19 protein-coding genes are annotated in these 25438 nt (G+C 41.5%); 12 read left to right on the top strand and 7 right to left on the bottom strand.

Annotated elements, in window-relative coordinates:
- Positions 1–87: 87 nt before the first annotated feature.
- Genes NE848_RS05600 through NE848_RS05610 form a run of 3 tightly spaced genes read right to left on the bottom strand, consistent with a single transcriptional unit; the run spans position 88 to position 2823 of the window.
- Positions 88–630 (bottom strand): DUF4136 domain-containing protein, encoded by a 543-nt coding sequence (locus NE848_RS05600; RefSeq protein WP_252111295.1) that lies wholly within the window; start codon positions 628–630, stop codon positions 88–90.
- Positions 631–657: 27 nt separating this feature from the next.
- Entirely contained in the window at positions 658–2646 is a 1989-nt protein-coding gene (locus tag NE848_RS05605; RefSeq protein ID WP_252111297.1) for a urocanate hydratase, read from the bottom strand.
- 3 nt (positions 2647–2649) lie between these two features.
- A complete protein-coding gene (locus NE848_RS05610; protein ID WP_165499015.1) occupies positions 2650–2823 on the bottom strand; it encodes a C1orf53 family protein in 174 nt (57 codons plus the stop codon).
- A 32-nt stretch (positions 2824–2855) separates the two neighbouring features.
- Between NE848_RS05610 and NE848_RS05615 the strand changes: the two genes are divergently transcribed.
- From NE848_RS05615 to porV, 6 genes are all read left to right on the top strand, one after another.
- Positions 2856–3182, top strand: coding sequence for a hypothetical protein (locus NE848_RS05615; RefSeq protein ID WP_252111299.1), 327 nt, complete (start codon positions 2856–2858; stop codon positions 3180–3182).
- 163 nt (positions 3183–3345) lie between these two features.
- A complete protein-coding gene (locus NE848_RS05620) occupies positions 3346–4275 on the top strand; it encodes a 1-aminocyclopropane-1-carboxylate deaminase/D-cysteine desulfhydrase (protein ID WP_252111301.1) in 930 nt (309 codons plus the stop codon).
- A 1-nt stretch (position 4276) separates the two neighbouring features.
- Entirely contained in the window at positions 4277–5083 is an 807-nt protein-coding gene (locus NE848_RS05625; protein WP_252111303.1) for a glucosaminidase domain-containing protein, read from the top strand.
- An 85-nt stretch (positions 5084–5168) separates the two neighbouring features.
- Positions 5169–6458, top strand: coding sequence for a glutamate-1-semialdehyde 2,1-aminomutase (hemL, locus tag NE848_RS05630; protein ID WP_252111305.1), 1290 nt, complete (start codon positions 5169–5171; stop codon positions 6456–6458).
- 414 nt (positions 6459–6872) lie between these two features.
- Complete coding sequence (locus NE848_RS05635; protein ID WP_252111307.1) at positions 6873–11990, top strand: LamG-like jellyroll fold domain-containing protein; 5118 nt, start codon at positions 6873–6875, stop codon at positions 11988–11990.
- A complete protein-coding gene (porV, locus tag NE848_RS05640; protein ID WP_252111309.1) occupies positions 11990–13165 on the top strand; it encodes a type IX secretion system outer membrane channel protein PorV in 1176 nt (391 codons plus the stop codon). Before NE848_RS05635 ends, porV begins: the two co-directional genes overlap by 1 nt.
- Before the next feature lie 116 nt (positions 13166–13281).
- On the opposite strand, the gene NE848_RS05645 is transcribed toward porV, so the two are convergent.
- Complete coding sequence (locus tag NE848_RS05645) at positions 13282–14808, bottom strand: GH3 auxin-responsive promoter family protein (RefSeq protein WP_252111311.1); 1527 nt, start codon at positions 14806–14808, stop codon at positions 13282–13284.
- A gap of 112 nt (positions 14809–14920) precedes the next feature.
- Between NE848_RS05645 and NE848_RS05650 the strand changes: the two genes are divergently transcribed.
- Positions 14921–15718: a DUF2797 domain-containing protein gene (locus tag NE848_RS05650; RefSeq protein ID WP_252111313.1), complete on the top strand. Its 798-nt coding sequence runs from the start codon at positions 14921–14923 to the stop codon at positions 15716–15718.
- A 166-nt stretch (positions 15719–15884) separates the two neighbouring features.
- On the opposite strand, the gene NE848_RS05655 is transcribed toward NE848_RS05650, so the two are convergent.
- Both NE848_RS05655 and NE848_RS05660 read right to left on the bottom strand, forming a co-directional pair.
- Positions 15885–18584, bottom strand: coding sequence for an AsmA-like C-terminal region-containing protein (locus NE848_RS05655; protein ID WP_252111315.1), 2700 nt, complete (start codon positions 18582–18584; stop codon positions 15885–15887).
- Complete coding sequence (locus NE848_RS05660; RefSeq protein ID WP_252112109.1) at positions 18581–19249, bottom strand: queuosine precursor transporter; 669 nt, start codon at positions 19247–19249, stop codon at positions 18581–18583. The genes NE848_RS05655 and NE848_RS05660 overlap by 4 nt, the downstream gene beginning before the upstream one ends.
- A 155-nt stretch (positions 19250–19404) precedes the next feature.
- Between NE848_RS05660 and folK the strand changes: the two genes are divergently transcribed.
- Positions 19405–20541: a 2-amino-4-hydroxy-6-hydroxymethyldihydropteridine diphosphokinase gene (folK, locus tag NE848_RS05665; RefSeq protein WP_252111317.1), complete on the top strand. Its 1137-nt coding sequence runs from the start codon at positions 19405–19407 to the stop codon at positions 20539–20541.
- On the opposite strand, the gene NE848_RS05670 is transcribed toward folK, so the two are convergent.
- The gene (locus NE848_RS05670; protein WP_252111319.1) at positions 20538–21083 is read right to left on the bottom strand and encodes an RNA methyltransferase; all 546 of its coding nucleotides are present in this window, start codon (positions 21081–21083) and stop codon (positions 20538–20540) included. The genes folK and NE848_RS05670 overlap by 4 nt on opposite strands.
- Before the next feature lie 167 nt (positions 21084–21250).
- Between NE848_RS05670 and NE848_RS05675 the strand changes: the two genes are divergently transcribed.
- From NE848_RS05675 to NE848_RS05690, 4 genes are all read left to right on the top strand, one after another.
- Positions 21251–21682 carry a hypothetical protein gene (locus NE848_RS05675; RefSeq protein ID WP_252111321.1) on the top strand — a complete coding sequence of 144 codons (432 nt, stop codon included), beginning with the start codon at positions 21251–21253 and terminating at the stop codon, positions 21680–21682.
- A gap of 253 nt (positions 21683–21935) precedes the next feature.
- Positions 21936–22940, top strand: a complete 1005-nt coding sequence (locus NE848_RS05680; protein ID WP_252111323.1) for a PDZ domain-containing protein — start codon at positions 21936–21938, stop codon at positions 22938–22940.
- Between the two features lie 72 nt (positions 22941–23012).
- On the top strand, positions 23013–25037 hold the full coding sequence (locus tag NE848_RS05685; protein ID WP_252111325.1) for a S9 family peptidase: 2025 nt from the start codon (positions 23013–23015) through the stop codon (positions 25035–25037).
- Between the two features lie 54 nt (positions 25038–25091).
- Complete coding sequence (locus NE848_RS05690; RefSeq protein WP_252111327.1) at positions 25092–25427, top strand: hypothetical protein; 336 nt, start codon at positions 25092–25094, stop codon at positions 25425–25427.
- Positions 25428–25438: the final 11 nt, after the last annotated feature.

The raw sequence follows: 25438 nt of genomic DNA on the forward strand, positions 1-25438 counted from the left end.
GTACAAAATTTGAAACACAAAGGGAAGATTATTGCTTAACGACTGCGTATAAAAAAAGCCCCTTCCAAAGGGGCTTTCATTGTTTTATTATCTTTCCATTCCGGGAGGATATTTCTCCATTATTTTGGCTACGATCTCGTTGATGCGTTCCTGTTTTTTGTTCACTTCACGGGCAAGTGCTGCAGTTCCCATGCCTTGCCATACCAGTTCCTTGTCTTCTGAATCTATTAGGTCTATATAGAGGGTGCCTTCACTGGTACGGTTAACTGTATTGAATCCGCTACCCCAGTACCATGGATGCCATCCCCAGCCATAACCCCAGTAGGGATAGCCATGCTGGTAAATGTTGATATTCTCATTCGTTTTTGTGAATATACTTACCAGTAGATCAGGGTTTTCAGACTTGGAAAAGCCTTTCTTTTGCATTTCGGTTTCTATAGCCCTGAGAATACGCTTTTTATCAAGGTCTGATATTTCGGCTTTATCTATACCCGGCTTAAAAAATGCGTAAGTGCCGTACTCACTGAAATTAGCTTCGCGATCATAATCTGATGCGACCCTCACGCTTTCACAGGAGGTAAAAAGAACTGCAAACAAAAGCAGTACAGGTGTAAATTTTAGAAATTTCATAGGTTCGATTTTAAATTTGTACAAACTTTAATCGAAAAGCGTTGGATCAACCATGTTCGGGATGGTAAGCTTAAGTTGCGGATTCATCTCCATTGCGCGTTTGGCGGTGAAAACAGCTTCCTTGTTCCTAGCCCAGGATCTGCGGGCAATTCCGTTGTTAACATCCCAGAACAACATAGATTTCAAACGATCTTCAGATGCTTTATCACCCTCAAGAATCATGCCGAAGCCTCCGTTAATAACCTCTCCCCAGCCAACACCACCACCATTGTGGATGCTCACCCAGGTAGCTCCTCTAAAGCTATCTCCTATCACATTTTGTATGGCCATATCGGCTGTAAAGCGTGATCCATCATATATATTTGAGGTTTCTCTATAAGGAGAATCGGTTCCTGAGACGTCATGATGATCACGACCTAACACCACAGGGCCAATCTCCCCCCGGCCAATGGCATCGTTAAAGGCTTTTGCGATTTCTATTCTCCCTTCAGCATCGGCGTAAAGTATCCTGGCTTTTGAGCCAACCACGAGTTTGTTCTGCTGCGCTCCTTTGATCCATTTGATATTATCCTGCATTTGCTGCTGAATTTCAGAAGGAGACTTTTCTTTTAATTTATTAAGAACTTCAGTTGCGATCTCATCGGTTTTTTGAAGGTCTTCCTCTTTACCCGAAGCGCAAACCCATCGGAAGGGACCGAAGCCATAATCAAAACACATCGGGCCCATGATGTCCTGAACATAACTTGGATATTTGAAAGTTTTACCATCTTCACTTAAAATATCGGCGCCGGCTCTGGAGGCTTCCAATAAAAAGGCGTTTCCGTAATCGAAGAAATAGGTGCCTTTTGATGTGTGTTTATTAATAGCCGTGGCCTGTCTTCTCAGACTTTCCTGAACTTTTTCTTTAAATTCGTCAGGGTTTGAAGCCATCATTTCGTTGGCTTCCTTAAAACTTAGTTCAACCGGATAGTAACCCCCAGCCCATGGATTATGAAGAGAGGTCTGATCACTTCCCAGGTCGATGTAGATATCGTTTTCGGCAAAATATTCCCATACTTCCACCACGTTCCCCTGGAAGGCAATAGAGACCACTTCTTTATTTGCTTTTGCTTTTATGACCCTCTCAGCTAATTCCTGCACATTGTCTATAACTTCATCAACCCATCCCTGTTTATGCCTGGTTTGGGTAGCTTTTGGGTTTACCTCTGCGCAAACAGTTATACAACCCGCAATATTTCCTGCTTTTGGCTGAGCTCCACTCATGCCTCCAAGCCCCGAAGTCACGAACAATTTTCCGCTGAGATCCTCGCCTTGTTTGGCGATCTTTCTACCGGCATTGAGAACAGTAATGGTGGTTCCATGAACAATTCCCTGCGGACCTATATACATATAGCTTCCGGCAGTCATTTGTCCGTACTGGGTGACTCCAAGCGCGTTGAATTTTTCCCAGTCATCAGGTTTAGAATAATTAGGGATCATCATTCCGTTAGTGACAACTACTCGCGGAGCATTTGGATGAGACGGGAAAAGTCCCATAGGATGACCCGAATACATCACCAGGGTCTGATTGTCGTCCATCTCGGCAAGATATTTCATTGTGAGCCTATATTGGGCCCAGTTCTGAAACACAGCTCCGTTTCCTCCATAGGTGATCAGCTCTTCAGGATGCTGTGCGACCTCAGGATCCAGGTTATTCTGGATCATGAGCATAATTCCTTTTGCCTGTACACTTTTCCCGGGATATTCATCTATGGGTCTGGCATAAAAATCATAATCGGGCTTAAAACGGTACATATAGATACGTCCGTATTTTTCAAGTTCTTCCCTGAATTCGGGAAGCAGTGTCGCATGATGTTTTTTGTCAAAATATCTCAATGCATTTTCAAGCGCCAGTTTCTTCTCGTCATCATCAAGAATCTTCTTACGCCTTGGAGCATGGTTTAAAGATTCGTCATAGGCCTTTGGCTCCGGTAAATTATCCGGAATTCCTTCCAGTATCTGATCCTTAAAATTCATTCGTTATGTTTCTTGTCGGTTTGTTTTTTTGTTGTATCCGTAGGGACAATGGCGACAACCGCTTTCACAGCAATAACCTCTTTTTAAATGATATTGCTCGGTAAAACAGCGATAGCCTTCAGGGGTAATATAATAATCGCCCTCCTCTAACGGTATTCTTTTCTTCTGAAAACTCATGGGGCTAAAATACAATTTCTTATCTTGAAAGCATGATTTTGATCGTGAACAAAAGGCTGCTTTCGGGCAGATTCAAGGGCCTTAGTTTATGGCCCTTTGTTTTCCTTGAGAGCAAAAAGCTAAAAAAGGATAAATACTTCTTAAATCACGAACGAATTCACCTTAGACAACAGCTGGAATTGCTGGTTATTTTCTTCTATGTATGGTATGCCATTGAATTTTTTGTAAGGTATCTTTACTGCCGTGAGGGAATGCTGGCTTACCGGAACATTAGTTTTGAAAGGGAAGCCTATCGCCGCGAGAACGATCTCAATTATTTGAAAAATCGACCTTTCTGGGCTTTTAGAAAATATCTTTAGAGTTAGATATCCCATATATTCGTCAAGCTGAACTTGTTTAACTTTGTTGAATCTTCGATTTCAGCTTCTAATAGATCCTGATACAATTACGATAGTTATCTGAACAGGATAACGATTTTTATTTTCATTATTTATTCTGAATGAGTTGAAGTAGTTTTGCAACATGCAGGACTTTTTTGATAGCCAGTTTTCACAAAATATTCCGAACGAATTTATTAAAGAATTCCCGGGAGGTATTGAACTTTGGATCAAAAGAGAAGACCTGCTACATTCCGAAGTGTCCGGGAATAAATTCAGGAAACTCAAATATAACCTTATTGCCGCCAGGGATCAGAATTATAATACTCTACTGACTTTTGGAGGTGCTCATTCCAATCATATTGCGGCTGCAGCGGCAGCCGGTAAGAAATTTGGCTTTAAGAGCATTGGCGTAATTCGTGGTGATGAGCTGGAGAAAAATCAGGAAATATGGAGTCCTACACTTAAATATGCGAGTTCCTGCTCAATGAAATTCCATTTTGTGAGTAGGGAGGAATATCGGCAAAAAGATTCAGCCGATTTTATTAATACACTTCGGGACAGCTTTGGTGAATTTTATTTATTGCCGGAAGGAGGTACAAACAATCTGGCTATCAAAGGCTGTGAGGAGATACTAACTGAAAATGATAAAGAATTCGATTTTATATGTTCATCGGTTGGCACTGGGGGCACTTTGGCCGGACTTATCAATTCTTCGGAAGCCCATCAAAGAGTATTAGGTTTTTCATCCCTGAATTCTGATCATCTGCAAGATGAGGTTAAAGAACTGGTGACTAAAAGCAACTGGGAAATTATACTAAACTATCATTTTGGAGGTTATGCTAGAGTGAATGCAGCTCTTATAGAGTTTATGAATGAATTCCATAAAAAATATAAGATCAAACTCGATCCCGTCTACACAGGGAAATTAGTTTTTGGTATTTTTGAACTCGTAAAGAAGGGCTATTTTCCTGAAAATTCTAAAATCCTGGCTATTCACACGGGAGGTTTGCAGGGAATTGAAGGAATGAATAGTTTTCTGAAAAAGAAAGATCTGCCGCAAATAATTTATTGATATGAGATTCAGCCGAATTTTGTCCTTACTATTGATTAGCGTTTTTGTAGTTTCCTGTGGTAGCAGGAAGAAGGTGGTAACCACTAAAAAGGAAGAATCCCATAGTGAATCCAGGGAAAAAAGGGTTGAAGTTTCTTCTTCTGAAAATAATAGAGAAGCAGCACCGGTGAGAAATTCATACAATTACACGGTAGAAAGTTATATAGCAGAGTTTGCTCCCATAGCCCAGGAAGAAATGAAATTATATCGTATTCCTGCGAGTATCACCCTGGCTCAGGGAATCCTTGAGTCTGGAGCCGGTCGGGGGGATCTTACCAGAAGGGCTAATAATCACTTCGGAATAAAATGTCATGACTGGGAAGGAGAAAGGGTTTATCATGATGATGATCTTCGTGGAGAATGTTTCAGAAAGTATAAAAAAGCTAAATATTCTTACCGGGACCATTCGCTTTTTCTGGCGAATAGGGGCAGGTATGCATCATTGTTCGAGCTGGATCCTGATGATTATCGCGGTTGGGCAAAAGGATTGAGAAAGGCCGGATATGCTACTGATAGGAGATATCCTGATAAACTTATAGATCTTATTGAAAGATATGAATTGTATCGTTATGATTCAGAAATCCTTGGGAAAGCTTCCCGGGTTTATACTTCGATACCCCAAGAGAATTCCGATAGCTACGTTGTGAGAAAAGGGGATACTTTATATTCTATTGCAAAGCGATATAATACCACAGTAGAAGAGATAAAACGAAATAACGACCTGGTGAGTAATAATATTTCCATAGGTCAGGTTTTAAATATAAAATAAACGTCATTCTGAACTTGTTTCAGAATCTTACTTTAAAAAGACCCTGAACCAAGTTCAGGGTGACGGAAAAAAGTAAAAGATATTTATGATTTATAAAAGAAGCAGTCAGTTATTTTCAGAGGCAAAAAAAGTAATTCCGGGAGGAGTAAATTCGCCGGTAAGAGCCTTTAAGGCGGTTGGTGGAGAGCCAATTTTTGTAGAGAGAGCCGAAGGAGCTTATATGTATGATGAGGATGGAAATAAACTGATAGACTACATTAATTCCTGGGGGCCGCTTATTCTGGGACATGCCCATAAACCCGTTTTAGATGCGGTGATCGAAAAAGCGAAGAAAGGAACTTCATTTGGAACACCTACAGAGCTTGAAACAAAGATCGCCGAACTGGCCGTGAAAATGGTTCCGAATATAGATAAGATACGAATGGTGAATTCAGGGACCGAAGCCTGTATGAGCGCGGTTCGTCTCGCTCGCGGATTTACCGGCAAGGAAAAGATCATCAAATTTGCCGGCTGTTATCATGGGCACAGCGATTCGTTCCTGATCCAGGCTGGAAGTGGAGCCATTACTTTTGGTACCCCTAATAGCCCGGGAGTTACACAGGGAACTGCTAAAGATACTTTACTGGCTAAATACAACGATCTTGAGAATGTAAAAGAACTGGTGGAAGCCAATAGGGATGAGATTGCCTGTATTATCCTTGAACCTGTAGCGGGAAATATGGGGTGTATCCCACCTGCGGAAGGTTTTCTTAAAGGCCTGAGAAAGATCTGTAATGAAACCGGAATTCTGCTTGTTTTTGATGAGGTAATGACTGGCTTCAGGCTTGCGGCTGGTGGTGTTCAGGAAAGATTAGGAGTGAATGCCGATATAGTTTGTTTTGGTAAAGTGATAGGAGGCGGGCTGCCGGTTGGTGCTTTCGCTGCACGAAATGAGATCATGGATCATCTGGCTCCAGTGGGACCTGTTTACCAGGCTGGGACGCTAAGTGGAAATCCGCTGGCGATGGCAGCAGGTTTGGCAATGCTTACAGAACTTGATGAAAACCGCAATATTTTTGAAAGTATAGATAAGAAGACTGAATATCTTCATAAAGGAATGGATAAGGTTCTTAAAGAAGCCGGAGTCGATTTTAGCATTAACCGTATGGGCTCCATGATCTCGGTACATTTCGGAAGTGAGCCGGTGACTGACTTTGATTCTTCTGCAAAGTCAGCCTATACAGGCAAATTCAATAAATTCTTCCATGGGCTTCTAGAAGAGGGAATCTATATCGCCCCCAGCGCATTTGAGACCTGGTTTATCAGTGAGGCTCTTTCTTATGAGGATCTTGATAAGACGATTGAGGCAGTGGGGAAAGTCGCTAAGACACTTTAATTTTTATCAGGTAAAAGAATATTTAAACCTCACAGGTTTCAAAAACCTGTGAGGTTTTTTATGTCAATATTTTAAGGTAACTCAAGATACTGGATAAAGAAATCTCTTTCATTATCCAGTAATATGAGAAATAAAAATTAATCTTTTTTTAAGAAAAATAAGCTCCTTTATCAATTATAATTATTTGTGAGTAAAAACCTTCATAAGTTTTATAATTAGACTCTTGTGGGAGGTTTTTATTTTTTTAATCGTTTTTTTAGTTGTTTGGTGAGTTAAAAAAAACTTAAATTCGCGGCCCCTACTCAAATATTAATCATTAATTTTTTAACAAATGTTAATACCATAATTGTGGTATTGTTCAATATTTAACAATCGCCGAAACTTGCAATCCAATATTAACCTAAATATGCCTTAATGAAACAAAATTACTTTTTAAAATTTCTAACATTGCTTATTCTTGGATCTTTATCCAGCTTAAGTTTTGGACAATCTCCTATTTTTAGTCCAGGAATGAATATATCTCCTTATGGGAGTATAGATTCTCCTGTTAACGAGGACTATTCTAAAATTATTGACGGAAATATTTACACTAAATTTTTGGACCTTAATTATTCCGATGGTATGGGTTTTACTGTCTATATGGGCGGGGATGCATATGTCGCGACTCAAATTGAAATAACTACCGCAAACGATTTTCCAAATAGGGATCCAAGGAATTTTCAGATTCTGGGGTCTAATAATGGTTCAAGCTTTTCTACTGTAGCTACAGGTAATATACCCTGTGTCAGTTCCAGATATTCGAAAAGAACATTTTCTTTTTCCAATACGAATGCATATACATATTACAGGATAAATTTCACTGATCAATGTGGGATTGACAACAGTTTGCAATTAGCAGAAGTTCAATTAATAGGTAATAAGATTCAGACTAATACTCCCCCAAAAGCCATTTGCCAGAATTTCACTGCTCAGCTTGGTACAGATGGTACGGTAACTATCACACCTGCAGATGTAGATGGCGGATCCACGGATGATAAAGCCGGATTTACTTTGGCTATAGACAATAACACTTTTGATTGTTCAAATATTGGAGATAATCAAGTAGAATTGACAGTGACAGATAGTGACGGGGTTACCGACAAATGTATAGCGACGGTAACTGTAGAAGATAAAGAAGCTCCAAATGCACAGGTAGTAGGAAATATTGTGGTGGAATTGGATGCTGGGGGGAGTGCGACTATTACTCCTGCAATGATTAACAATGGTTCTTCAGATAATTGTACAACCGTAGAAGATTTGACCTTAAGTATAGATAATACAATTTTTGGTTGTGAAAATATTGGAGATAAAGGAGAGACTATAAACGCATCTGCTCTTAATTTTGATGGAAATGATTTTGTTTCTATTCCTGACGCACCTTCTCTTAGATTAACAGGAGATATGACAATTGAGGCCTGGTTTAAGGCCGATGGCTTTAATGCAGATTGGGTGCGTATTGCAGGAAAGGGGGCAGATGGCCCTAGAAATTACGGACTATGGTATCACCCGGATGGAGCCTTTTTATTTCAACAGTATGGAGATGGGGTTGAAGTAGGCTTCCATCAAACCATCAATACAGGAGAGTGGTATCATATCGCAGGGGTTAAAAGCGGAAATGTTGGAAAGTTATATATCAACGGGGAATTGGTTGCCACAAATACTGGAGGTACAAACCCTGCGACCAGTACCGACCCATTGACCATTGGCTACGCTGGTTTCCATACCTATCACATTGGTCAGATTGATGAGGTAAGACTATGGAGTAAGGCAAGGACCGATCAGGAAATTCTCAATGATCATAACAGGACGTTAGACCCAGGAACAGACGGTCTATTGGCTTATTATAATATGGAAGAAGCTGCCGGTACAGATCTTATTGATCTTACTGGGAATGGATATGATGGAAGTCTTCAGGAATTCTCCCAAAGTACGGTGTGGACCCAATCCACGGAGACTTTAGGTCCGGATAATTTAGTTACCCTTACCGTTCGGGATAAAAGTGGTAATGAATCTACGGCAAAAGCTAGTGTAACAGTTCTTGATAATACTCCTCCTGTAGTCGAAACTAAAGACATAACAGTAGCATTGGATGAAACAGGAAATGTATCGATCACTTCAGAGATGGTGACGGTTAATTCTTCAGATAATTGTACTGCTTCCAGTGATTTGATCATGAGTTTGGATAAAACCGTATTCAGCTGTGAAAATGTTGGTGAAAATAATCTTACTTTAAGGAGTGAGGATAGTTATGGTAACATTTCCGAAACTTCTGTAATTGTAACCGTAGAAGATACTACGGCTCCAACAGTACTTGCTCAGGATGTAACAGTTTACCTGGATGAGAATGGGCAGGCAGTTGTAACTGCGAACCAGATTGATGCGGGCTCAACCGATAATTGTGGGGTCGATAAAGTTGAGTTGGGACACCTCCTGTACGCTGAAGTTCCGGAATTTCAGAATCTTACCATAAATCTGCCTGCCGGAAAGGTGGTGGAATCTGTAGAGTTTGCCAGTTATGGATTGCCTACAGGCTCTGATGGAAACTATAGCATAGGAGACTGTCATGCATCTGATTCCAAATCTATTGTAGAAGCTTATGCATTGGGAAAAAATTCCTTTACAATCCCTGCTGATAATTCAGTGTTCGGTGATCCATGTCATAATATCGTAAAACGTCTCTATGTAGCCGTGCGTTATTTTGATTCCGGGAAGACCTTTACCTGTGATAATATAGGAGAGAATCCGGTTGTTCTAAAAGTAACAGATAAATACGGAAACACTTCTACCAAAACAGCAACCGTTACCGTGGAAGACAATGAAGCTCCGGTACTTACTCCAGAAGCAGATCAGGATGTTGTGCTTGATGCAGATTGTAGTATCACTGTCCCGAACCTTGTTGATGGTTCAGTTGCTAATGATAATTGTACCTTTACGATCACTCAGTCTCCGGTTGCAGGAACAGTAATTTCCTCTGAGCATAACGGCACTGTAGATGTAATAGTTACGGCTGCCGATCCTGCGGGGAATAAAGATGAGTCTACCGTAGTACTAACTGCTAAAGATAATCAAGCACCTGTACTAACAGCGGAAGCCGATCAGGATGTTGTGATTGATGCAGATTGTAGCATCACTATACCAGACCTTGTTGATGGTTCAGTTGCAACCGATAATTGTACAGCTACGATCACGCAGTCTCCGGTTGCGGGCACTGTAATTTCTTCGGAACATAATGGAACTGTAGATATTGTAGTAACAGCTTCCGACGCCGCCGGCAATAGAGATGAGTCAACCGTGGTACTAACTGCTATTGACGATGAAGCACCTGTACTAACAGCGGAAGCCGATCAGGAAGTGGTGCTGGATACCGAATGTAGTATCAGCGTTCCAAACCTTGTTGATGGCTCAGTTGCTACGGATAACTGTACGGTAAGTATCACGCAGTCACCTGCAGAAGGAACAGTAATTTCTTCAGAGCATAACGGAACTGTAAATGTAGTTGTAACGGCCACCGATGCAGCCGGAAATACAGATGAGTCTACAGTAGTGCTTACTGCTATGGATACAGAAGCACCTGTACTAACAGCGGAAGCCGATCAGGAAGTGGTGCTGGATACCGAATGTAGTATCAGCGTTCCAAACCTTGTAGATGGCTCAGTTGCTACCGATAACTGTTCGGTAAGTATCACGCAGTCGCCAGCTGCGGGAACAGTAATTTACTCAGAACACAACGGAACTGTAGAGGTAGTAGTTACGGCTACCGATGCTGCAGGTAATACAGATGAAACAACCGTAGTGCTTACTGCTAAAGACAACGAATCACCGGTACTTACTGCCGAAGCCGATCAGGATGTAAACCTAGATGAGTTTTGTTCAATTACTGTTCCTGAGGTGATGGGAACCGCCACCGATAACTGTACAGTAACTATCACGCAGGCACCTGCTGCCGGAACTGTAGTTTCTTCAGAACATAACGGAACTGTAGATGTAGTGGTTACAGCCACCGATGCTGCAGGTAATACAGATGAGTCAACCGTAGTGCTTACTGCTAAAGACAATGAAGCACCTGTACTAACAGCGGAAGCAGATCAAGATGTGGATCTTGATGAGTTTTGTGCAATCACTGTTCCTAATGTGATGGGAACAGCCACCGATAATTGTACGGTAACTATCACGCAGTCGCCATCTGTGGGAACTGTAGTTTCCTCAGAACATAATGGAACTGTTGATGTAGTAGTTACAGCCACCGATGCTGCAGGTAATACAGATGAGTCAACTGTAGTGCTTACTGCTAAAGACAATGAAGCACCGGAACTTTCAGCGGAAGCAGATCAGGATGTGAATCTTGATGAGTTTTGTTCAATTACTGTTCCTAATGTTATGGGAGCAGCCACCGATAATTGTACGGTAACTATCACGCAGTCGCCATCTGCGGGAACAGTAGTTTCCTTAGAACATAATGGAACTGTTGATGTAGTAGTTACAGCAACTGATGCAGCAGGAAATATTGCTGAATCAACCGTAGTATTGACAGCTAAAGACAAAATCGCACCAGCCCCGGTAATGGAAAATTTAGCTCCGATTAGAGCCGAGTGTATAGTTGAAGCGGCCGATGTGGCAAAACCACTGGCAGTAGATAATTGTAATGAGTCCATTGAAGGAGTTGCCGATCTTTACTTCCCTGTGACCCGCAGTGGATCTACCATCATTACCTGGAAGTATGACGATGGGAACGGGAATGTAACTCACCAGCAACAGGAGATCATCATTGAAGATACCACTGCACCGGTGCCGGATGTGGTAGCTCTGGAAGACATTGTGGTAGAATGCGGGGTTTCAGATATTCCTGCACCAACAGCCACCGATAATTGCAGAGGAGCTATCACGGGAACCACTTCAGATGCGCTTACGTATATGGATCAGGGTGATTACACTATTACCTGGACCTATGATGATGAGAATGGGAATATCACCACCCAGCAGCAGAATGTGATAGTTCGCGATGTAACCGCTCCCGAGGTAAGCATCCGTGATATTACGGTGTACCTGGATCCTGAGACCAATGTGAGCATTACTCCTGAAGATATAGATAATGGCAGCTTTGATAACTGTAGCGAGGTAAGACTAAGCTTGGATCAAACCTACTTTGATGAAGTTGGTACTTATGAAGTGACCTTAAGTGTTACCGATGAGGCTGGCAATACCGGTGAGGCTACTTCGATGGTTACCGTGGAGATCGATGGTGTGGATGCCAAAGCCGTACATGTAGTGCCGACGATCTTAAAACAGAGCTCCATGGCCAAGGTAGTAGTGCCTTTCAGATCGAAGATCATGCAGGTGGAAGTACTGGAGACAGAGACCAATAAGTATAAGGTGTTTGAAGGTAATGAGTCCTTTGAAATGATGATTAATATTGCGCCATTCAAAGGAACTTTATTAGTAAGAGTGATGGATGAAGACGGCACGGTACATCTTAAAAAATTAATTGCATTGTAATGAAAACAAATATGACAACTAAGAATATATTTTTCGGTCTGGTCACCTTATTTTCAGGCCTTATAGCAACGAGTCAGGAACTGGTGCGCCCCGTGATCACGGGGGCTCCTTTCCTTCAGATAGTCCCGGACGCCAGGGCAGGCGGGATGGGAGAGAGCGGAGTAGCTACCTTACCCGATGCCTACTCCCAGTTCCATAACCCTGCAAAATTCCTGTATGCCGGAGAAAGTTCCAGGGGGATAGGTTTATCTTATATTCCTCAGTTCGTAGGTTATGCCAATGATATGTTCCATGCCAATGCGGCCTATTACCAGATGCTTAATGAGCGTTCGGCTTTAAGCGGATCATTGACCTACTTCAGTTTTGGCGAGGTGCAGGTGGAAGAAGAAATGGGTAATAGCATTATCAGCCAGGGAAGCTACAGGCCGAATGAAATGGCGGTAGACCTTTCATACAGCCTTAAATTGAACGAGAATTTCGGGATGTCGGTTACGGGTCGTTATATACGATCGGATATTGCCACGAACCAGGGCAATGATGATGTGCAACTAAAAACGGGTAATGCTGTGGCGGCCGATGTATCGGGTTACTATACCTCGGCTCCTTTAGATCAGCATGACAATAAATGGACCCTAGGTTTTAATTTAAAGAACCTTGGTTCCAAGCTTAAGTATGCCGATGAGGAAGGTTTTGATTATCCGCTTCCAACTTCTCTGAAAGTAGGAGGAGGGTATCATATCGCAATGGGAAGGAATGATATGCTTTCTTTTTATGGCGAGGCACTGAAGTTTTTAGTTCCTGCTACCGATGATCAGCGCAATCTTCCGGACAATAGCGCGGCCGGAGGCTGGTTCTCATCTTTTGGAGATGCGCCCGATGGCTTTTCGGAAGAGATGAAAGAAGTAATCTTCTCCCTGGGATCTGAGCTCAATTTCAACGATACTTTCACTTTCCGTACCGGTTATATTACCCAGAGCAGGGAGAAAGGATTTAAGAATCATATGAGCCTTGGGGCCGGATTAAGATACGATCGATTTATGTTTGACTTCGCTTACCAGCTTCCTGTGACCAGCAATATCATGAGTAGTCAGGATAAGGTTATAAAGTTCTCCTTAAGCTTTAATCTAGATGCTCCCGGAAGAAATACACAAACTAATACGGTAAGCTCTTTATAAAAAAACTAAGCCATTCATTAATAAAAATGCCCTTCCTTGAAGGGCGTTTTTGTTAATGGAAAATATTTTAAAAATTTCCAAAACCTGTGAGGTTTTTTATAAAGACAAGAGAGTGCTTAAGATACTCTAAGCGAATTCAATTCAAATAATTCTTCCAGATAATCCCTGGAGTTTGAAAGACGAGGAACTTTATGCTGTCCGCCTACTTTATTGTGTTTTTTAAGCCAGTCATAAAAAAGATTTTTACGAGCCTGGTGTACCGTAGGCATCCGTAAGGTCATATTATTATATCGCTTCGCCTCATAATCGCTGTTAACTTCCTGAAGTGCACGATCCAGTTGATACTTGAAATTTTCGAAATCTTTTGGAGGGGTCTTGAACTCTATCATCCATTCATGAGCTCCTTTATCCCTGCCTTCCATGAAAACCGGGGCAACCGTATAATCCACAATTTCGCAATTGGTCACCAGCGATACTTTTTTTAAGGCAGATTCGGCGTTTTCAATGATGAGCTCTTCCCCAAAGACATTGATGTGATGTTTTGTACGACCTGAGACCTTGATTCGGTATGGATTGATATCTGTAAACCTCACCGTATCACCAATTTTATAACGCCACAATCCTGCATTAGTAGTAATGACAACTGCATAGTTCTTACCTATCTCGACTTCGCTTAATGGAATTGCCATTTCATGTTCGGTTCCGTATTCATCCATCGGAATGAATTCATAGAAAATTCCATAGTCCAGCATTAAAAGCAGATCCTTGGAATCGTTATGATCCTGGCAGGCAAAGAAACCTTCTGAAGCATTGTAGATCTCATAATACCTGAAATCTTCCTTGGGAAGGATCTTTTGATATTGGGAAGCATATGGCTGAAAGCTTACACCGCCATGAAAATATACTTCCAGGTTAGGCCATACCTCGAACAGTTCTTCCTTTCCTGTAGTTTCCAGAACATTGTTCAACAGCACAAGCATCCAGCTGGGTACTCCTGCAAGGCTGCTAACCTTTTCCTTTATGGTCTCATTAACTATCGCCTGCATTTTATACTCCCAGTCATGCATTAAAGAAACCTCATTGCTGGGAGTACTGCTGAATTCTGCCCAGAAAGGCATGTTGTCTATAAGTATAGCGGATAGGTCTCCATAAGAAGTTCCGTTTTCTCTGTAAATTTCCTTACTGCCACCAAGTCGAAGGCTTTTTCCTGTAAACAGTTGGGATTGAGGATTGTTGTTAAGGTAGATGCATAAAAGATCTTTTCCTGCAGCATAATGACAATCTTCGAGGGAATCCTGACTTACCGGAATGAATTTGCTTTTGGCATTTGTAGTTCCGCTGGATTTAGCGAACCATTTAATAGGCGTTGGCCAGTAAATATTCGTTTCGCCTCTTCGGCTGCGTTCTATAACGCCTTCGTAATCCTCATATTTTTGAATAGGGACCCTTTCTCTGAAAGTTTCATAGGAGTCTATTTCCTCAAATTGAAAGCGTTTGCCAAATTCGGTGTTTTTAGCCTGAGAAAGCAGGTTTCTAAGCAATTCTTTCTGAACATCATGAGGGTATTTGATGAATAATTCCATCTGATGAATGCGCTTCTTCAGGAACCATGAAGCTATTGAGTTTACTAATGGAATTGGCATTATTCTTCTTATCTTTAACGCTTATATTCTGAAGGCGTACGTTATTTGGTTAAAAATAAACGAAACTTTGAAGCCTGCAAAAAAATCAGTAAGCCTTAAAATAAAAAATTAAATGAGATACGAGGGTGTTCTAACCAAAATGAGAACTGAAATAACAGATGTTGTTCAGTATTACCTTGTTTGGGAAAATGATTTTATAAACCTGAACCAGGCGCTTGGAAAAAAAATAAGTATCAACTTCCTTCGATATCAATGCCTTAGCTGTGGACTTGAGAAAAAGATCTTTCGCCAGGGCTTTTGTTATGATTGTTTTAGTTCCATACCTCAGGCAGGGGACTGGGTGATCAATCCAGAACTAAGCAGGGCTCATCTTGGGGAGGAAGACAGGGATCTCGAATTTGAAAAGAAGGCACAGTTACAGCCACATGTTGTATATCTGGCTAATTCCAGTGATGTAAAGGTGGGAGTGACTAGAAAAAACCAGATCCCTACCCGTTGGATAGATCAGGGCGCTCATGAGGCCATTGAGATCGTTGAGGTGCCAAATCGTTACCTGGCAGGAATTACCGAGGTGGCTCTAAAAGAGCACATCTCAGATAAGACCAACTGGCGTAAAATGCTTACCAATGAAGTGGTAGACCTTGACCTTGCCGAGGTGAGGGAGGACCTTAAGCAATATATTCCGGAAGAAGCCCGGGAATATTACCTGGCCAGCAATAAAGAGACCGAGATTAAATTTCCGGTAAAAGAATTTCCGAAAAAGATAAAGACGCTAAACCTTGGGAAATCGCCTTTTTATGAAGGTGTTTTAAATGGAATTAAGGGACAGTATCTCTTATTTGAAGACGGAACGGTCTTTAATGTAAGGGGACATGAGGGATTTGTAGTTGAGTTGAAAATTTTGGTCTGACTGTCACTGCGAACGAAGTGAAGCAGTCTCTTCTTTAGATGAGATTCCTTCGCTGCGCTCGGAATGACAAACTCTGACCTTTCGACTAAAGCCTGTACTGAGCGAAGTCGAAGTACTCGAGGTGACCATTCATGGTGACGCACTGAACCTGTCTAAGTGCGTTCGGTTAATTATTCTTTGTAGTATCTGTCTTCTTTTTAGTATTCTTCAGGATCCCACCTAAAATATCTTTCGCAGCATTCTTCACCTGTTCCTGCTGAGACCTGCTTATCGAGTCTCTTTTAGTTGGAACCTGCGTGCCTGTTGAGTCGGTCGTCTTATTATCTCCCGAAGTTGAATCTTTAACGAAAGGTTTATTAGGATCCCTTTTTCCTTTGAGAATATCATTGATGGCATCAACGGCCTTGTCTTCAAGGTTCCTTTTTTGCTGTTCCATCACTTTTTGAGTGAGATTGTTCACTGCCTGCTGCATGTTCAGTTTTACATTTGGGCTCTGAAAACTACCGGTTATTCCAATTGGTAGTGCTACCGTCATATTCTGAATATCCTCTCCACTCAATTTACCCAGGGTTCCTCCAACTTCCGATCCCAGGTAACGCGCAGGGACATCCAGCACCAGGTCATAATCCATAGACATGTCAAAACCATGACTTCCGGAAACCTGGAAGTTGATATCCTTAATATTAAAATCGAAAGGCTCTATCTCTACCATTCCATCTCTAAAGGTAAGATGAGTCTTAAGTTTGCTCAGGTCTAGTTTGCTGAAATCAAGAAAGCCCAGTTGCCCGTCAAGCTGAGACAGTAAAGCCGCTTTTTCCGGATTCAGTTCCGCGGTAAGGATCTGCGCAAGGGCATCTCCAGCTACACTCGCCAGCTGTGGTGTGAGGTCCTCATTCAGATTACCTTTTAGACTTAGGGAAGACTGTAGTTTTCCTTCCAATGCCCTGGCAAGAGGTGCAAGATTCTGCATTAATTCCATCCCATTAAAAGATGAAGCAATGTCCAATGAGTTAAGGTTAAGATTCATTTCGAACACAGGGGTCGGATTCTTGGTAGAGACCATTCCATCAAGACCAATACTTCCGTTAAAGATATTGGTCGTGATATTCTCCAGTTTAGCGGTTTCGTCCCTTAAAACAAGCACTCCTTTGGCATTCTTCAGTTCCAGATTATCATAAATAACCGTGTTGGCATCGAACTTCAGTTCCACATCAAGGAATGAAGGGATCTTCACCGCTTCCTTACCTGTAGTTTTAGCTACGGTCTTTTCGGTACCATCTTCATTTTTGGTCGTTAGTTCTTCGGTTTCAGCAACCTTGAAATCGTTAACCGAGAAAGTGTTGGATTTTACATCGAAATTTCCTTTCAATTGCTGGTCGGTAAACAGAAAACCAATCAGGTTTTCCAAAGAACCGGAGGCGGTAAGATCGCTTTGCCCGGTGGTAAGTCTGAGTTCAGGAATACGCACGTTTCCCTGATTGAAGCTCATATCGGCATTGGCGATCTTTACTTCATTAGGAATTTCGGGCGATACATAACTGAAATTTCTGATAGAAGCCGTTCCGCTACTTTTTACGTTCTGATATTGTTCCTTTTCGATGGAATTCATATCAAAACTTGTATTGACATCAGCCGTAAGAATTCCGTTGAGATCCTGCTCCAGTTCAAGCGGATAGGCCTTGCTGATATTTGCAAGGTTAATGGTACCATCTACGTCAAGGTTTACCAGCATATTCTCTGTGATATTGCTGATCTTTCCTTTGGTAGTAAACCTGTCCTGATCTATACGGAAGGTGGCATTATTGATATTGATATAGGTTTCTTCTGCGAGCCCACTATCGTTGAGCACTTCCAGATCAAGACTTATATCCTGTACACTTTTTGGAAGATCGGGATATTTAAAGGAAGCATCGGCTGAAGTTACCTTTATATCCATTTTTGGAATGAAGGTATCGTCTGCTTTTCCGAAGATCCTTCCGTTTACCACAAAATTCCCGTTGGTTTCCACATTTTCGATATTCTTCGCGTAGGTTTCAGGAATTACGGCAAGGAAATTCTTAAAATCTGAGGAAGGAGTTTTAAAACTCAGGTCCATCTCAGTATCTTCTTCATTCACCTGAACATATCCGTCAAAAGTTAGCGGTAGCTGATTTATCCTGGCTTCATTTTCCTTAAAAGTATATTTCAGTGTTTCCAGGTTCATCAGGAATACTGCATCCAGGCTTACATTATGCCGGTTCAGGTAATTCACTCCATCATAATCCAGGGAAACCAGTGCTTCAGAATAGGTGTCAAGTTCCGATTCATCAAGGGAGAAATCACCGGTGCCTTCATGGTTAAGATCCTCAATATCCAGGGTGATCTTCCCTTTTTCATCCAGGTATTTTACACGGGTATTTGTGATCTCATAATGTTTCAGGTCAAGGCTGAAAGGCTTACCGTTTGAAGAAGCAGTCGTGGTATCTTCTATCGCAATATCGTAGTTGTTGTTTCCGAGCGAATCCACTTTAATGTTGACAAACGCATTATCCATTTTCAGTTCATCAACACGCTTGGATTCTTCGCTGCTTTTGAACAATTCCCAGACCGACATTTCCATGGTGACCTCCTCGGCCAACGCCAGGGTATCTCCTTTAAAAGGTTCATTATTTATAATGCTGAGGTCCTCAATTACAAGAGTGGCTTGCGGAAAACTGCGAAACATGCTCAGGTCTATATCCTGGAAGTCCACCTGTGCATTGAGGTTCTCGTTCATGGTTTTTTTAACCAGGTCTTTCAATTGAGATTCAAAAACAAAAGGAGTCACTAACAATAGGATAATGATAGTGAGCAATATAAATCCGATAATTTTTAATGCTTTCTTCATTGGTTTATAACATTTGTTTCTAACTTCAATTCTTCAGCAGGTTTCAGATCAAAGAGTTTTCTAAGTCCGTATACCGCGGCATACAAAAAGGGCGTGTCCATAGCAGCGACCAGTACTTTGAATAGAAATCCGCTAAGTAACAGGCCTCCAAACAGCTCCCAGTCTATCTTTCCAAAAGAACAGAGCAAAAACAGGACCGAAAAGGTATCCACGAACTGCGACAGGAAGGTTGAAAAGTTATTCCTGAGCCATAAATGTCTGCCTTTGGTCAGTCTTTTCCAGAAGTGAAAAAGCTGTATGTCTATATACTGTGCCAATAAATAGGCTACCATAGAAGCGAACACGGCAATTGCTGTGGCCCCAAAAACCTTACGGAACAGGGAATTGTCTATTGGTGACCAGGCGGTTGCCGGCGTGGCCTCTGCAAGGTATACGATCAGTAAGGAAAAGAACGATGCAAAGATCCCGGAGGTAACCACCAGGTTTGCTTTTTTCTTTCCATAGACTTCGCTGATTATATCGGTAATGAGGAAGGTTACCGGGTATGGCAGGATTCCCACTGAAATCTCAAAAGTGTATAATCCGAAAAAGTCCCAGTAAAAAAACTTTTGAAAGATCAGGTTCGATGCAACCAGGGAAGCTATAAATAAGGCGCTTAAGACCATATATATTTGCTGAGCCTTAAGCTTGTCTTTCAGGTAAAATTTGGCCAAATTTTTTTATTAAAGTCTATTAACAAAATTAAGGGTATGTGCTTTTGTTTTGCTTAATTTGCTGTGAAATTATTTGGATCTACCTATTAAAATTTTCTTAATTCGCTTTGAAATCCCCTAAAACAGTAATATTAGCGCTGGGAAGCAACCTTGGTGACCGCCCGGGATATATGCAGAAAGCCCTGCAAATGATCCATGAGAATATCGGCTGGATCCTGGATATCTCTAAAATCTATGAAACCCCAGCCTGGGGATTTGAGGGGAATTCTTTTCTGAATGCCTGTGTTTCGGTTTCTACACGTTTAAAGCCACAGGAAATACTTCGGCAGCTTCTGAAGATCGAAACCGAGCTGGGGAGACAGCGGTCTGATGCTAAAAATTACCAGAACAGGACCATAGACCTGGATATTCTTTTATTTGAAGATGAAGTTCTGGATACACCTCATCTAAAGATCCCACATCCGGGAATTCCCGAAAGGGTTTTTGTTTTAAGGCCTTTGAACGATATAGCCTCTTCAGAAAAACATCCTGTTCTTAACAGGAAAATAGCCCAGTTGCTTAAAGAAACGAGAGATGATTCACCAATTTCAGTTGCCGGGGTAAAACTGGAAAAACCGCAGAAAACCTATGATTTTCCCGGTTGTAATTATATCGCTGTTGAAGGTAATATCGGGGCAGGTAAAACAAGTTTTTCCACGATGATCTCTCAGGACTTCAATGCAAAGCTGGTGCTGGAGCGCTTTAAGGATAATCCATTTCTTCCCAAGTTCTATGAAAATAAAGACAGGTATGCGTTTCCGCTGGAGATGTCGTTCCTGGCAGACCGTTATCAGCAGCTTTCAGACGATCTTGCTCAATATGATCTTTTTAAGGATTTTGTGATTTCAGATTATGACGTTTTTAAATCGCTGATCTTCGCTCGAATCACACTTCATGAAGATGAATATTCCTTGTATCACAAGCTTTTTCATTTGATGTATAAGGAGCTGGTGAAACCAGAATTATATATCTATCTGTATCAGAATACCGAAAGATTGCTCGAGAATATCAAAAAAAGAGGACGCGATTACGAACAGAATATTCAGCCCGATTATCTGGTAGAGATCAATAAGAGTTATCTGAACTTCATCAAATCACAAAGCAATATGAAGGTGCAGGTGATAGATATTTCAGGACTGGACTTTGTAGCGAATCGAAAGGATTATCTTTATTTACTTGAAGAAATAGATAAAGCGGTGCGTTAATCTGGCTGGCTTTTCATTTTTGAGAAAAGGTCCCATAACACCACACCCGTGCTAACCGAAATATTCAGAGAATGTTTGCTACCTAGCTGAGGAATCTCAATAACACCATCACTGGCTGAAACCACCTTTTGCTGTACGCCCTTCACTTCATTTCCAAAGATCACGGCGCATACCTCTTCTGACTTAGGCTGGAAATCGTTGAGCATGATGGCGCCTTCGGCCTGTTCTATAGCGTAAACCTTAGTTCCTTCACCTTTCAGCTTTTCTATAAGGTCCAGCGTGTTTTCAACATATTCCCAGTTAACCGTTTCAGTGGCTCCAAGAGCGGTCTTTTGAATGTCTTTATGGGGTGGCTGGGCAGTGATCCCACAGAGGTAGATCTTTTTAATAAGGAACGCGTCGGCCGTTCGGAAGACTGAGCCTATATTGTTCAGGCTGCGCACATTATCCAGAACAACAATTATCGGGGTCTTTTTAGCCTGCTTGAATTCCTCTACACTTTTGCGGTCGAGTTCGGCATTTTTCAATTTTCGTCTGCTCATGCGGCAAAAATAGGAAATTGAGGGATTAAAAGAATTTTATCAATATTCTGAAATTCAAAAAATTATATTTTTTTCACTAAATTAGAACTCCTTAAATCCCCCTATTTTCTTCGAAACTTCCTGCGCTATGGTTTAGAATAGTATTATTAACTAAACCAATCTTTATTATGAGAACGATTAGAACAATCCTCGGGCTCCTATTTTTATTTTGCAGTATTCACCTGGTAACGGCCCAGGAAATGACCGCTAAGAAATATGAAAATCCTAACTGGGTACAAATGGTATATATCAAATTCAAACCCATGAAAAAGGATGCGGCGATGGGTATTATACAGGAGTATTTCGCAAAGGCCGACAAAAATGCCGGAATAGAGGAGCCCACGGTATATCATTTTGCAACCGGAGATCATGATATGCTTGTAGTATGGGAGATGGAAGAAGGTATAGAAACATTGAATTATGAGATGACTCCCAATGACGCAAAATGGATGAATGAAATGGCAAAATTGGCCGGTGGACCTGATAAAGCCATGGCCAAGATGGATGAATTCTTTACTTACGTTGATCTCTGGGAGAGCAGCATTGCCAGGAAGGAATAATCAATATGGCTATTATTACTCCAAGCCGGCTAAGGCCGGTTTTTTTATAACTTAACCTCAGATTTTTAAGAAAATTTTGTGAACTGCATTCTATTTAAACTACTGAAAGTTAAATAAATACAAAAATTTAACTAAATTGTATCATTCATTTTCAATTTAATAAACGGTCTTTTTCCAAATCGGGACCATTGTGTTTGAATATTTCTGGCTTTTGCCGGTGTATTAATAATAACTAATCTAAAACCAACCGATTATGAAAACAAAATCGAAAAATCACCTTGGGCTCCTGCTTCTTGTGGGAATGCTATTTCTTATTTGGGGTGTCATGGGGCTTATGGACTCCAAGAATTACACCTATTCAGGTTATCAAACAGATGGTAATAATAAGATCGTCCAGGTAGAAGATGCCAGTCCTGCCGCGGTGGCGGGATTGCAGATTGGCGATGTGATACAGAGCACCGGCGGCATTCCGGTTACCGATACCAAAGCCCTGGTTGAAAGAGGCAGGCCTGAAATTGGAGAATCCCGCGAATTCGTTGTAGATAGAAATGGAGAAGAAGTAACCGCTTCGCTTACTTATGCCGAATTATCTCAAAAGGATAGTATGCTAAATAACCTGGCTTTCGTGATGGGTATACTTTTCATCGTAATGGGAATTTTTACACACTACCGCAAGAAGACAGTTCTCAGTTATACCTTCGCTATTTTCATGCTTTGTTTTGGTTTCATCTTTTTTAATGGGCCATATATAGAACCCGGTTTTACTGAAAGGCTACTTTCAGCCTTGAGTATCACCATTGTGCTGTTTTCCTTTGCCGCACTGGCTAATTATATGTTATACTATCCGCCAAAAAGCAGATACAACTTGAAATTACTTTATGCCCCGGCAATATTGGCGGCATTGGTTTTCTGGGGGCTGGAAATGACCCTTCCTGATAGTACCAGCACATTGAACCTCGGCATCAGGATCATGATAGGAGCGGTGATCATCTTTTATTTCGCCTTATCGCTTTATGTTCTCATCAGGAAATATGTCAGGGCTACTCCTGAAGAGAGAAAGGTCTCAGGTTTGAACCTGATGCTGATTGGAGCACTTATTGGCTTATTACCCATATTAGTATATTTTACAATAAATACTATTTCTCCTGGTACCATCCTGCCGGGTAATGATTATGTTTTTCTAACTTTTATCGCCATTCCGGTATTCTTTACCCTTGCGCTGCTTCAAAAAAGTACTGCCAGGGTTAGTGTGGAATAATAATTTAATGACCAACCAATATCAGGGATGGGATCTTTAGGGATCCCATCTTTGTCTTAAAAAAGTGTTTCTATGAACAAAAATCTCCAGCTTCTGGTATTTATTCTCTTAGGCACCTGTCTGCAGGCCCAGGAAAAATCTGAACTTCAATTACTCGATATCTTCGATTATGAATATGTTTCCGATCCTCAAATATCTCCCGATGGTAAAAAAATCATTTACGTACGAAATTTTAAGGATGTAATGACAGATAAGAACCTGTCTAATCTCTGGATAGTCAATCCCGATGGTTCTCAAAACCGGCCGCTAACTTCAGGGAATCAGAATGATTTTTCTCCACGCTGGAGCCCCGATGGCAAAAAGCTTGTCTTCAGGTCGAATATGCAGGACGATAAGATGAAACTCTACCTTATGTGGATGGACACACGCGAGGTTTTTCCGCTTACCAATACTCCGCAGAGTCCGGGGAATATCAGCTGGTCTAATGATGGGAATTATCTTGCTTTCACTATGTTTGTTCCTGAAAAATCTGATCCGTTTATAAAACTTCCTTCCAAGCCCGAAGGCGCGAAATGGAACGATCCACCAAAATACATTGATGAGATGAACTACCGTGGTGATGGTCAGGGATATTTAAAGAGCGGGTACGACCAGATCTTTATTCTGTCAACCGATGGAGGTACCCCAAAGCAACTAACTTTTTCAGAATATGATCACGGTAACCCGGTATGGTCTGCTGATGATAAAAAACTCTATTTTTCAGCGAATCTTAGAGAAAATGCCGATTTTGAACCTTTAAATTCAGAGATCTATGAACTTACTTTAAGTTCAGGAGATGTTAAGCCCCTAACAAAAAGGGAGGGACCCGATTTTAGTCCGGTGGTTTCGCCCAACGACAATACCATAGCCTACCTGGGCTTTGATGATGAATTACAGGGCTACCAGATAAGCGATATCTATATCATGGATGCAGCAGGAGGTGAGCCCAGGAATATTTCGGCTGAATTTGACAGGGATATTCAGAATATTCAGTGGGATGGAAAAGGTAAGGGACTGTTCTTTCAGTATGACGATCACGGAGATACTAAAATTGGCCATATAGATCTTAATGGAAAAACGGAGGTGGTTGCCGAGAACCTGGGTGGACTCTCACTTGGAAGACCTTATAACGCTGCGGCTTTTTCGGTTTCTGAAGGCGGAGACCTTGCATTAACCTATGGAACTGCATTGAATCCGGCAGATCTTGCTTATCATGATGGTCGTAAGATGAAGCGTATCACTAACCTCAATGAAGATCTTTTTTCGTTTAGAAACCTGGGAGAGGTAGAAGAGATCACCTGGAAATCGTCTTATGACGATCGGGAGATCCAGGGTTGGCTGGTGACGCCTCCCAATTTTGATCCTGATAAGAAATATCCCTTTATCCTGGAAATCCATGGAGGACCTTTTGCCAGTTATGGTTCGGTTTATTCTGCCGAGATACAGGCCTACGCCGCCGCGGGCTATGTGGTGCTTTACTCAAATCCGCGTGGCAGCTCAGGTTACGGCAGGGAATTCGGGAATCTTATACATCACGATTATCCCAATCATGATTATGAAGACCTTATGAGTGGTGTTGATGCCGTGATAGAAAAAGGCTTTGTGGATGAACAGAATCTTTTTGTTACAGGAGGCAGTGGTGGCGGAGTGTTAACCGCCTGGATAGTTGGGAAGACTGACAGGTTCAGGGCTGCTGTAGTCGCGAAGCCTGTGATCAACTGGTACAGTTTTGTGTTGTATGCAGACGGTCCCGGCTTCTTCAGCAAATACTGGTTTCCGAATAAGCCCTGGGAAGATCCCGAGCCGTATCTGAAAAGATCTCCCATATCCTACGTAGGAAATGTTACCACACCTACCATGTTACTTACGGGTGAAGAAGATTATCGTACTCCCATCGCTGAATCGGAACAATTCTATTCGGCCCTGAAACTTGAAGGAGTTGAAACCGCGATGGTAAGGATTCCGGGTGCTTCTCATGGCATTGCAAATAAGCCGAGCAATCTTATTGCTAAAATTGCTGCGGTTCTGGCCTGGTTTGATAAGTATAAACAAGATTAGGCTATAAGTGATTGAGTAAAGGCAATTGGTAGTAACAGTCAAAAAATATTAATCATGAATGCGGAAAAGGAGCCTTGGACCAAAATAGAACTGCAGATATACATTCTGCTGCTTTGTGCTAATGCCGATTCTGTTGAAACACCTAAAGAGCTCAGAGTAATAAGCACTCACGTAGATGAGAAGAGCTTTGATAAGATCTACAATGAATTTTCGAAGGATTCCGAAAAGGAAAGACTTGAAAAAATTCAGGATGCGATCGCTGTTAATAACTTTTCGCGTAAGGAACTAATGGATTTAAAAAGGAAGATGCATAAGATCTTTTTTTCAGACAGGCACTTTAGTAGCATGGAAGGTCATATTGACAAGATCCTGGATAATATTATCTATTGATAAAATATCAC

Source organism: Gramella jeungdoensis (genome assembly GCF_023805255.1).
Taxonomy (GTDB): Bacteria; Bacteroidota; Bacteroidia; order Flavobacteriales; family Flavobacteriaceae; genus Christiangramia; species Christiangramia jeungdoensis.